Raw genomic sequence first — 10780 nt, forward strand, 5'->3', positions numbered from 1 at the left:
CGGGGCGGTAGACCGCGCTGACAGCGTTGAGTTTAGAAACCGGTCATGAACAGGCTCTGTGAAAACCATGGAAACGACGTCAGGCCCAGGCGCTCTGGAGCTGAATCAAGCCGCCGGTGGGTTTCACAGAGGCTGCTAGCCGCCGGACTTCTTCGCCTTGAAACCGTGCTTGACCAACTCGGCCAGAAGCAGCTCGACATGGTCGCCCTGAATCTCGATGACCCCGTCTTTCAACGCACCGCCGGTGCCGCAACGTTTCTTCAACGTTGTCGCCAACTCTTTGAGTGCGTCTTCGGCCAGAGGCACGCCGGTGATGGTGGTCACCGTCTTGCCGCCACGGCCCTTGCTCTCGCGGCGCACGCGGGCAATGCCGTCGCCGGCCGGGATCACGGTTTGCTTGCAGATACAGGCGTCCACCGGCTTGCTGCATTCCGGGCAATGACGACCTGCGTCGGTGGAAAATACCAGGCCGCCCAGGGCGGCGAAGGATGCGGCTTTTTTGGCCACCGGCAATCCTCTCGGGAGGACAAAGACTGATCGCAGCCTTGGGCAAGGCTATCGACCGCGAAGCCCCACTCAGGCAGGGGCAGCGCTACTGTGCCATGAGCTCCTGAAAGCGGGTCGGCACAGCTTGAAAAGGTCGCGCAGTGTAACGGCAAAAACGCCGATTGCTAAGTGCCAATCGGCGCCAATTTATGTGTTCTTTGCGACGTCGCTCTGTTGCGCCTTCAGATAGCGTTTCAATGCGGCCAGAGAGTCCGGGCAATAAGGCTTTTGCTGGATTTCCAGCATGACCTGTTCGACCGGAATGAAGCGCGCTTCGAGCACTTCTTCGGGCTGCAGGATCAACGGCCCGTCCCACACCGCCGAAAACGCCGAACACCACAGACGATTACCGGTGTCTTCGAAGTAGAAATGGTCGTGGGCCGTCAGCTCGACGCCACTCACGCCCAATTCTTCTTCCAGCTCACGGGCTGCCGACTCGGCGTAGGTCTCGTCCGCCTGCACCATGCCGCCTGCCGCCACATCCCAGTAACCGGGATAGATGGCTTTGCTCAACGTGCGCCGATGCACGCAGAGTTCACCGGCGGAGTTGAACAACATGATGTAGGTGCCACGACCGATCAGCCCGCGCTCGCGCAGGTCGGAACGCACCAGGGCGCCGAGCAGGTTGTCCTGCTCGTCGACCCAGGCGATCTGTTCGGCATCCGAGGCGGCGCGGTGGGCCGCCTCTCTGGCGTGCTCATCCATGACTCAGCCCTGATTGAGCAGTTGACGCAAATCGATCACGGCGGCGTTGGCCCGGGAAATATAGTTGGCCATGACCAGCGAGTGGTTGGCCAGCACACCGAAACCGCTGCCGTTGAGGATCATCGGGCTCCAGACCGGCTCCTGAGACGCCTCCAGCTCGCGAATGATCTGACGCACGCTGACAGTCGCATTCTTCTTCGCCAGCACGTCGGCGAAATCGACCTCGATCGCGCGCAGCAAGTGCGACAGTGCCCAGGCCTGACCACGGGCTTCGTAGAACACGTTGTCGATCTGCATCCACGGAGTCTCGACGACTTCCTCGTCGACCTGCGGCACTTCCCCCACCGCCGGAACTTCGGTTTTCAGCGCGGTGTTGAGCTTGACCCGGCCAACACTGGCCGACAGGCGTTGCGACAGCGAACCGAGACGGGTGCCGACATCGCCCAGCCAGTTGTTCAGGTTGTCGGCGCGGGCATAGAACAGCGCGTTTTTCTGGGTCGGGTCGGACAGGCGCGCCTGATAACGGCTCAGGGAATTGATGCCTTCCTGATATTCCGACTCGCTGGACGGCAGGATCCAGCTCTTGTTGTCGAAGTTGAAGCGCGGCTCGGCCTTGGCCAGATCGGCGTCTTCAGCCGATTGCGATTGCGAGCGGGCGAAGTCCTTGCGCAGGGCGCGGGTCAGGTCGCGGACCTGCACCAGCACGCCGTATTCCCAGCTCGGCATGTTGTCCATCCACAGGCCCGGCGGGAAACGGTCGTTGGAAATATAGCCACCCGGCTTGTCGAGCAAAGTGCCGGCAACGGTTTTCAGGGTTTCTACGGTGGTGTAACCGACCACCATCTGCTTGCCTTCCTTCTCGGCGGCAACCTGGGCGTTCTGCGCCACGGGAAACAGCGCCGGTTCCTGGCTCCAGTACCAGCCCAGGCCAATGGTCACCAACAGATAAATGGCAACCAGCGTAGCCAGCGCCCGGCTGAACAACAGCCCGCCGACATAGCTGCGGGCGGCCGACTTGGGCTCGGCGGCACGTTCAGGCGCGCTGCCCGCGCGGTTCTTCCAGTCCAGCATGGCGATATCCTTTCAATCTTGGGTTCAACGGTTCGACCACAACCATACAACAACGTGCCTCGCCCCGGCACCCGCGATCAGGGTCGCGGAAAAAAACAGGCGGTGTTCGTCAGTGAACGAAAGGATAGTCGCAGGCACAAATGCGCGGCGTTCCGGTGACACAGGGTCATGCTCAGGCAAATGTCTCGTAGGGGTTTCCCTGACCCTGCCAGCGCAAAACCCTTGTGAAGCTGACCTTGGAAAAATCAGAAAGCCCTGACAAACGATGACCATCCAGCGCAGGGGAAGCGTCCTCAAAAGCCCTGGGAAATATCCTTCAAGGCCCGGATTACGGGCCCTTGATCGACGAGCAAGTCGCGGACAAAACCAACCAGTCAGAAACTGAATGATGCCGCACCGCAGATTATTGACGTACGACACTCATGTAAGGGAAAAGAGGTGCTAGCATAGAGCCACCAGTCGATCTCAGCATGCAGCCTAACTAGTAGTCAGGATATGACCGAGCCAGAAGACCCCAGCCGTGAGCGCCTCAAGCACCACTTTGCCCAGCGGGTAATTCATCAGGCACGTCAGATTCTTGAGATATGGCAGCGCCTGCAACGCAGTGAGTGGTCCACTGCCGATCTCGCCGAACTGAGCGAGGCCAATCTGCGCCTGCTACGTTTTGCCGAGCGTTTCGAACAGCCCGAACACACGCAACTGGCCCGCCACATCAGCCAGTCGCTGGAAGCGGTGGACGCCAATCGCGGCCGCCTGAGCAGCGGCCTGATCACCGATCTCAACCGCTTGATGCAGCGCTTGTCGCGCACCGGTCTGCGCCATGGCGATCAGCTTGACCAGACTTTCCTGCCGCCCCTGCGCAAACCGATCTACGTGATGCTGCAGGATCATGACCGCGCCGAACGTCTGGCCAAGCAGCTGGAGTTTTTCGGTCTGAGCGCTCAGGCGCTGGACAGTGTGGCGGCGTTTCGCTCGTCGATGGTCGAGCGCCTGCCCGCCGCGATTGTTATGGACGTGGACTTCAGCGGCGCCGGCGTCGGCCTGAAACTCGCCGCCGAAGCTCAGCAAGGTCTGGAAGAACCGCTGCCGCTGCTGTTTTTCAGCCTGCACGAAACCGACACCCCGACCCGCCTCGCAGCGGTTCGCGCCGGCGGCCAGGAATTTCTCACCGGCACCCTCGAAGCCTCAAGCCTGCTGGAGAAGATCGAGGTCCTGACCTGCGTCGCCCAGTACGAACCCTATAAAGTGCTGATCATCGACGACTCCCGCGCCCAGGCCTTGCACACCGAACGCCTGCTCAACAGTGCCGGGATCGTCACTCGCACCCTGATCGAACCGATCCAGGCGATGGCCGAGCTGGCGGATTTCCAGCCGGACCTGATCATCCTCGATATGTACATGCCGGCCTGCACCGGTACCGAGCTGGCGAAAGTCATCCGCCACAACGACCGCTATGTCAGCGTGCCGATCATTTATCTGTCGGCCGAGGACGATCTGGACAAACAGCTCGACGCCATGAGCGAGGGCGGCGACGACTTCCTGACCAAGCCGATCAAGCCGCGCCACCTGATCACCACCGTGCGCAACCGCGCCGCCCGCGCGCGCAACCTGAAAGCACGGATGGTCCGCGACAGCCTCACCGGCCTGTACAACCACACGCACATTCTGCAATTGCTCGAAGACTGCTCGTTCCGCGCCCGCCGCGAGAACAAGCCGCTGAGCTTTGCGATGCTCGACATCGACCACTTCAAACGGGTCAACGACAGCCACGGCCATCCCATGGGCGACCGGGTGATCAAGAGCCTGGCGCTGTTCCTCAAGCAGCGGCTGCGCAAGACCGATTTCATCGGCCGTTACGGCGGCGAAGAATTCGCCATCGTCATGCCCGACACCGATATAGAAGCGGCGCACAAAGTGCTCGACGAAATCCGTCAGCGCTTTGCCGAAATTCACTATCCGGCCCAGCCGCAGGATCTGTGGTGCACCTTCAGCGCTGGCGTGGTGGAAATGCACGACGACTCCGACAGCCTGATGATGGCCAGCCAGGCCGACGAGGCGCTGTACCGCGCCAAGGGCGAAGGACGCAATCGGGTGCAGATCGCGCGCGACTCAAAGCAAAGTGCCACTTTTTCATCGGAATCGACCCAATCGGTCATAACCCTGTAATAGAACCGCAATAAATTCAGGCGCTTACCGTTCTGCCGTTGGTAGCCGTCATGCGCCTGAAGTTGCTCACCAATCTCAATACTCTTTTGCTGGTCGCCGTCTGCGTGGCCCTCGGCGCCACGCTGTGGTGGTCGCAGAAAGCCCTGGAGCGCCCATATCTGTTGATGGAGCGTTATCTGGGACTGTCGCAGCAATTTCAGAATGACGTGGCACGCAACGTCGAGGACTACCTTGCCAGCGGCGACGCCCTTCGCCTGAGCAGCGCCAGCCAGGCCATCGAACAGTTGCAGAAAGAACTTGGCGAGCTGCCGCCGGCGCTGGCCGACACCTTGCGCCCGAGCCTCACCGGCCTCGATGAATTCAGCAAGACCGACCTGCTGGCCGCCGGCAAACTGGCCGGCGATCCGCAGGCTCTGCTGTTGCAGGCCGAACGCGAATTGAGCGCCAGCCTCGATCAGCTCAGCACCTACGCCGGCGGCAACGCGACCTATCTAACGCCCCTGCTGGTTGCCTCTCAACATCTGGGCAAACTGTCGCTGGCCCGGGACAAGCTGGTCAGCAGCGGACGCAGTGAACTGGCCGCCGATGTCGAACGCGAACTCAGCAACATCCGCACCCAGGCCCAGACAATCGAGGCCCTGCCCTTGCTCGGCGTGGTCGCCAGCAGTGAGTCCGGCAGCGACGACTTCGCCGCGATGATGGGCATCGAAAGCACGGAAAAAGCCGCTGCCGAAGATGCCGGCGTCGGCCTCAAACGCGAACTCAACAGTTTGCTCGGCCGTTATCCGGCGGAGCTGGCGCGCACCCGCGATCAGATCCAGAAACGCACCGACCTGAGCACCGCGACCCACCAGAAAATCGCCGCCGTGCAGCAAGCCATCGCCGGTCTTGAACCGGTGGTGCGCGCCCAGCATGGGCAGATTCAGGGTGAAGTGCGCCTGATGCAAGGCGTGATGATTGGCCTGATTCTGCTGATCGCGCTGCTGATCGACACCCTGCAACGACGCCTGGCCCGCACCCTGACCAACCTCGCCCCGGCGCTGTCGACCTGGGCCGAAGGCGACTTCAGCCGCGACATTCATCTGGGCAAGACCAACCGCGAACTGCACGACATTGAAGCCTCGCTCAATCGCCTGCGTGCCTACTTGGTGGACCTGGTCGGGACCATTCGCGGCAATGCCGAGCAGGTGGCGGGCAGCAGTCGCACCCTCGCCGAGCTGAGTAATGACTTGCACAGCGGTGCCGAACATCAGGCCGGCGATACCGCGCTGATCCGTGATTCCCTCGGCGAACTGGAAGCGACCATCCAGCAAGTGGCCGGCGATGCACGCCAGGCTGCCGACGCCAGTCGCCATGCCGGGCTGGCCGTCGAACACGGGCAACAAGTGATCGGCCAGAGCCTCACCGGCCTGCACGCGCTGGTCGGCGAGGTGCAGGGCAATGCGCAGATGATCGAACACCTGGCCGAAGAGTCGGCCACCATCGGCGGCGTACTGACGGTGATCCGCTCGATTGCCGACCAGACCAACCTGCTGGCGCTCAACGCGGCAATCGAAGCCGCCCGCGCCGGGGAAATGGGTCGCGGATTTGCCGTAGTGGCCGAGGAAGTTCGCTCGCTGGCACAACGCACCGCCGGCGCCACGGCAGAAATCCAGACCCTGATCGCCGGCCTGCAAACCGCCGCAAGGCAATCGGTCGAGGGCATGCGCGCGCAGGTCGAACACGCCGAGGCCACGGCCAATCAGGCGCAATCGGCGGACGGTGCGCTGGACAAAATTGTCGGCGCAATCCAGACCATTTCCGACACCGCGATCCGCATCGCCGACATCACCGCACAACAGAGCGGCGCGGTCAGCGAGATTCGCGATCACAGCGAGCGGATTCACCAGTTGGGCGGGGCCAATCTGCTGCGCATCGGCCAGGGCCGCGAGCAAGGCGAGAACCTGCTTTTGCTGGGCGGCCAGTTGCACACCGCCGTGCAAGCGTTCCGCGTGTGACACACAGCGCAGGGCCAAGTCCGCTATCATTCCCGCACCTTTGATTCGCGAGATTGTCATGCGCCGTCTGCTCTGCCTGCTGTTTTTCGTCTTCGCCCTGCCGGCCGGTGCCGCCGGTCTGTTTGACAGCAAACCCAGCGCCACACTGGGCTCGGTCAACAACAGTGCCGACTTCCTGCCGGTGCGCGAAGCCTTTCAACTGAGCCTGGTCGAGAGCACCCCGCAATCGGTCAAACTGCGCTTCGTTGCCAGCGAAGGCTATTACCTCTACCGCCATCGCTTCCAGTTTCGAGCCGAACCTGCCGAGGTGAAACTCGGTGCCGCACAGTTACCCCAGGGCGAACAGAAACACGACGAGTATTTCGGCGACGTCGAGGTCTACCACGGCATTCTCGACGTGGAACTGCCGCGCAATGACGCCCGGGCGTTCACACTGGCCGTCACCTATCAGGGCTGTGCCGACAAGGGTCTATGCTATCCGCCGGAAACCGAACGCCTGAGCATCGAAGGCAACGCATTGGCAAGTGGCGCGTCCACTCCGGTGACGGGTTGGGACTGGCGTGACCTGGCGCTGTTTTTCCTCGCGGGTCTGGGGCTGACCTTCACGCCTTGTGTATTGCCGATGCTGCCGATCCTGTCCGGCGTGGTGCTGCGAGGGCAGGTCGGCGGTTTGCGTGGTTTCAATCTTTCCCTCGCTTATGTGCTGCCGATGGCCGCCTGTTTTGCGCTGCTCGGGGCCTTGATGGGGCTGTTCGGCGCGCAACTGAATTTGCAGGCACGGCTGCAATCGGCGTGGGTGCTGGTGCCGTTCGCGATGTTCTTTGCGGTGTTCGCGCTGGCGATGTTCGGCGTGTTCGAGCTGAAACTGCCGCACTTCATCAGCAGCCGCCTCGACCGGATCGCCGGGCGCACCGAAGGCGGCTCGTTGTGGGGCGCGGCGGTGCTGGGTGTGGTGTCGAGTTTGCTGGTATCGCCGTGTGTTTCCGCCCCGCTGGCCGGCGCGCTGCTTTATATAAGCGCCAGTGGCGACGCGCTGGGCGGCGGCCTGAAGCTGTTCATGCTCGGCCTGGGGATGGGCGCGCCGTTATTGCTGGTCGCCACTGGCGGCGCGGCGTGGCTGCCGAAAAGCGGGCCGTGGATGATGTACGTGAAAAACGGCATCGGCGTGTTGCTGCTCGGGTTGGCCATCGGTTTGCTCAGCCGGGTATTGCCGGGCCAGATCACGCTGCTGCTGATCGGCTTGCTGGCCGGTGGCGTCGGCCTGTTCCTCGGCGCTCTGGAATTCGTCTACAAACCGCCGCGCAAACGCCTCGGCCAGTTGCTGGGCATGTTCCTGCTGTTTTATGCGCTGGCCTGCTGGTACGGCGCGTTCAGCGGGCAGACCGACCCGTTGAATCCGATAGCCCCGGCGCGCCTTGCCGACAGCGGATTGTCGGCGCAAGACGGCGGTTCGTGGCAGACCGTCAGCACCCCGGCAGAACTGGACCGGGTGCTGCTCGAAGCGAAAACCGCCGGCACCCCGCTGCTGCTCGACTGGTACGCCGACTGGTGCATCAGCTGCAAAGTCATCGAACACGAAGTACTCAATGACGCCACGGTCGTGAATCGGCTCAAGGGCTATCGGCTGATTCGCTTCGACATCACCGCGAGCAATGCCGAACAGCGCACCCTGCTCGACCGCTACAGCCTGTTCGGCCCACCGGCGCTGATGTTCTTCGGCAAGGACGGGGTGGAACGTCGCGATGTGCGGGTGATCGGCGAGATCAACGCCAGCGACTTCGCCGAACGTGTTGCCAAAGCGAATGACCGGATTTAATCACTCAGTCACATATTTTGCGCAAACATCGGTCATCGTGCTGGCTATTGCAGAGAACTGGACAGTCACAAAGGCTTTGCGGCATAGTCGCCGGGTTCTGACGAAGGCTCACCCATAACAAGGAACACGCAGATGGCAACGCTACTGGTGCTGCACGGCCCCAACCTGAACCTGCTCGGCACCCGGGAACCGGGGACCTACGGGTCGACCACCCTGGCGCAGATCAATCAGGACCTGGAACGCCGCGCCCGTGAAGCCGGCCATCATCTGCTGTATCTGCAAAGCAACGCCGAGTACGAATTGATCGACCGCATCCATGCCGCACGTGGCGAGGGTGTGGACTTCATTCTGATCAACCCGGCAGCATTTACACACACAAGTGTCGCATTACGTGACGCGCTGCTGGGAGTGAGCATCCCATTCATCGAAGTGCATTTGTCCAACGTGCACAAACGCGAACCTTTCCGCCATCACTCCTACTTCTCCGATGTAGCAGTAGGAGTGATCTGCGGCCTTGGCGCCAGCGGTTATCGACTGGCCCTGGAGGCTGCACTAGAGCAGCTTGAACAACAAGCTATACGCCCCTGACCGACCCTTGGGAGTTGATGATTCATGGATATCCGTAAAGTTAAGAAACTGATCGAATTGCTGGAAGAGTCCGGCATCGACGAGCTCGAGATCAAGGAAGGCGAAGAGTCCGTACGCATCAGCCGTCACAGCAAGACCCCGGCGCAGCAGTACTATGCACCGGCTCCGATGCAGGCTCCGGCCGCTGCACCTGCCGCCGCTGCCGCTCCGGTTGCTGCTGCAGCCGCTGCTCCAGCTGCCGCTGCTGCTCCAGCGCTGAACGGCACCGTTGCCCGTTCGCCGATGGTCGGCACCTTCTATCGCAAATCTTCGCCAACCTCGCCAGCCTTCGTTGAAGTCGGCCAGACCGTGAAGAAAGGCGACACCCTGTGCATCGTCGAAGCCATGAAGATGATGAACCACATCGAAGCTGAAACCAGCGGTGTGATCGAGTCCATCCTCGTCGAAGACGGCCAGCCGGTTGAGTACGACCAACCGCTGTTCACCATCGTTTGAACTGCGGAGAGCCTTTGATGACTGCGAAGTTGGAAAAAGTTCTGATCGCTAACCGCGGTGAGATCGCCCTGCGGATTCTGCGTGCCTGCAAAGAGATGGGCATCAAGACCGTCGCCGTTTACTCCAAGGCCGACAAAGAGCTGATGCACCTGGGTCTGGCAGACGAATCCGTCTGCATCGGCCCGGCTTCTGCCGCGCAATCCTACCTGCACATCCCGGCAATCATTGCGGCCGCTGAAGTGACCGGCGCTACCGCCATTCACCCAGGCTACGGTTTCCTTGCGGAAAACGCTGATTTCGCCGAGCAGGTCGAGAACTCCGGCTTCGCCTTCATCGGCCCGAAAGCCGAAACCATTCGCCTGATGGGCGACAAGGTATCGGCCAAGCACGCGATGATCGAAGCGGGCGTGCCAACCGTTCCAGGTTCCGACGGCCCGCTGCCGGAAGACGAGGAAACGGCGCTGCGCATCGGTCGTGAAGTCGGCTATCCGGTGATCATCAAGGCCGCCGGCGGCGGTGGTGGTCGCGGCATGCGCGTGGTGCACAAGGAAGAAGACCTGATCGCCTCGGCGAAACTGACCCGCTCCGAAGCGGGCGCGGCGTTCGGCAACCCGATGGTCTATCTGGAAAAATTCCTGACCAACCCGCGTCACGTCGAAGTGCAGGTTCTGTCCGACGGCCAGGGCAACGCCATCCATCTGGGCGACCGCGATTGCTCGCTGCAACGCCGTCACCAGAAGGTTCTCGAAGAAGCGCCGGCACCGGGCATCGACGAGAAGGCCCGCCAGGAAGTCTTCGCCCGCTGCGTCCAGGCGTGCATCGACATCGGCTACCGTGGCGCCGGCACCTTCGAGTTCCTGTACGAGAACGGTCGTTTCTACTTCATCGAAATGAACACCCGTGTTCAGGTGGAGCACCCGGTTTCGGAAATGGTCACCGGTGTCGACATCGTCAAGGAAATGCTCAGCATTGCCGCCGGCAACAAGCTGTCGATCCGCCAGGAAGATGTGGTCATCCGCGGCCACGCGCTGGAGTGCCGGATCAACGCCGAAGACCCACGCACCTTCATGCCGAGCCCGGGGACGGTCAAGCATTTCCACGCTCCAGGCGGCAACGGCGTTCGCGTCGATTCGCACCTGTACAGCGGTTATGCCGTTCCGCCGAACTACGACTCGCTGATCGGCAAACTGATCACTTACGGCGCGACCCGCGACGAAGCCATGGCCCGCATGCGCAATGCCCTGGACGAAATCGTGGTCGACGGGATCAAGACCAACATCCCTCTGCACCGTGATCTGACCCGTGACGAAGGCTTCTGCAAAGGGGGCGTGAATATTCACTACCTCGAGCACAAGCTGGCCAAACAGTCGTAAGGCTGAAGCGGCATGAAAAACCC

The 10780-nt window shown here is 61.8% G+C and carries 9 protein-coding genes; 6 read left to right on the top strand and 3 right to left on the bottom strand.

Annotated elements, in window-relative coordinates:
* Window positions 1-135 precede the first annotated feature (135 nt).
* From MKZ87_RS24270 to MKZ87_RS24280, 3 genes are all read right to left on the bottom strand, one after another.
* The gene (locus MKZ87_RS24270) at window positions 136-507 is read right to left on the bottom strand and encodes a translation initiation factor Sui1 (RefSeq protein WP_064379228.1); all 372 of its coding nucleotides are present in this window, start codon (window positions 505-507) and stop codon (window positions 136-138) included.
* A 186-nt stretch (window positions 508-693) separates the two neighbouring features.
* The gene (locus MKZ87_RS24275; RefSeq protein WP_085700976.1) at window positions 694-1251 is read right to left on the bottom strand and encodes an NUDIX hydrolase; all 558 of its coding nucleotides are present in this window, start codon (window positions 1249-1251) and stop codon (window positions 694-696) included.
* A 3-nt stretch (window positions 1252-1254) separates the two neighbouring features.
* Window positions 1255-2322 (bottom strand): DUF2333 family protein, encoded by a 1068-nt coding sequence (locus MKZ87_RS24280; protein ID WP_085684934.1) that lies wholly within the window; start codon window positions 2320-2322, stop codon window positions 1255-1257.
* 495 nt (window positions 2323-2817) lie between these two features.
* Between MKZ87_RS24280 and gcbA the strand changes: the two genes are divergently transcribed.
* From gcbA to accC, 6 genes are all read left to right on the top strand, one after another.
* Window positions 2818-4488, top strand: a complete 1671-nt coding sequence (gene gcbA / locus MKZ87_RS24285; protein WP_085700977.1) for a diguanylate cyclase GcbA — start codon at window positions 2818-2820, stop codon at window positions 4486-4488.
* Window positions 4489-5441: 953 nt separating this feature from the next.
* Entirely contained in the window at window positions 5442-6485 is a 1044-nt protein-coding gene (locus MKZ87_RS29160) for a methyl-accepting chemotaxis protein (protein WP_416383556.1), read from the top strand.
* Window positions 6486-6543: 58 nt separating this feature from the next.
* Window positions 6544-8301: a protein-disulfide reductase DsbD gene (locus MKZ87_RS24295; RefSeq protein ID WP_085703456.1), complete on the top strand. Its 1758-nt coding sequence runs from the start codon at window positions 6544-6546 to the stop codon at window positions 8299-8301.
* Between the two features lie 132 nt (window positions 8302-8433).
* Window positions 8434-8889, top strand: coding sequence for a type II 3-dehydroquinate dehydratase (gene aroQ / locus MKZ87_RS24300; protein ID WP_007951022.1), 456 nt, complete (start codon window positions 8434-8436; stop codon window positions 8887-8889).
* Between the two features lie 24 nt (window positions 8890-8913).
* Window positions 8914-9384 (top strand): acetyl-CoA carboxylase biotin carboxyl carrier protein, encoded by a 471-nt coding sequence (gene accB, locus MKZ87_RS24305; protein ID WP_085700980.1) that lies wholly within the window; start codon window positions 8914-8916, stop codon window positions 9382-9384.
* Window positions 9385-9401: 17 nt separating this feature from the next.
* Window positions 9402-10757 carry an acetyl-CoA carboxylase biotin carboxylase subunit gene (gene accC, locus MKZ87_RS24310; RefSeq protein WP_085700981.1) on the top strand — a complete coding sequence of 452 codons (1356 nt, stop codon included), beginning with the start codon at window positions 9402-9404 and terminating at the stop codon, window positions 10755-10757.
* Window positions 10758-10780: the final 23 nt, after the last annotated feature.

It is taken from the genome of Pseudomonas sp. MCal1, assembly GCF_026341415.1.
Taxonomy (GTDB): domain Bacteria; phylum Pseudomonadota; class Gammaproteobacteria; order Pseudomonadales; family Pseudomonadaceae; genus Aquipseudomonas.

What these genes read in the sequence shown, in the direction of transcription:
- MKZ87_RS24295 (WP_085703456.1), top strand. Translation starts at nt 6,544, where the DNA reads ATGCGCCGTCTGCTCTGCCTGCTGTTTTTCGTCTTCGCCCTGCCGGCC.
- MKZ87_RS24275 (WP_085700976.1), bottom strand. Translation starts at nt 1,251, where the DNA reads ATGGATGAGCACGCCAGAGAGGCGGCCCACCGCGCCGCCTCGGATGCC.
- MKZ87_RS29160 (WP_416383556.1), top strand. Translation starts at nt 5,442, where the DNA reads ATGATTGGCCTGATTCTGCTGATCGCGCTGCTGATCGACACCCTGCAA.
- accB (WP_085700980.1), top strand. Translation starts at nt 8,914, where the DNA reads ATGGATATCCGTAAAGTTAAGAAACTGATCGAATTGCTGGAAGAGTCC.
- aroQ (WP_007951022.1), top strand. Translation starts at nt 8,434, where the DNA reads ATGGCAACGCTACTGGTGCTGCACGGCCCCAACCTGAACCTGCTCGGC.
- accC (WP_085700981.1), top strand. Translation starts at nt 9,402, where the DNA reads ATGACTGCGAAGTTGGAAAAAGTTCTGATCGCTAACCGCGGTGAGATC.
- gcbA (WP_085700977.1), top strand. Translation starts at nt 2,818, where the DNA reads ATGACCGAGCCAGAAGACCCCAGCCGTGAGCGCCTCAAGCACCACTTT.
- MKZ87_RS24280 (WP_085684934.1), bottom strand. Translation starts at nt 2,322, where the DNA reads ATGCTGGACTGGAAGAACCGCGCGGGCAGCGCGCCTGAACGTGCCGCC.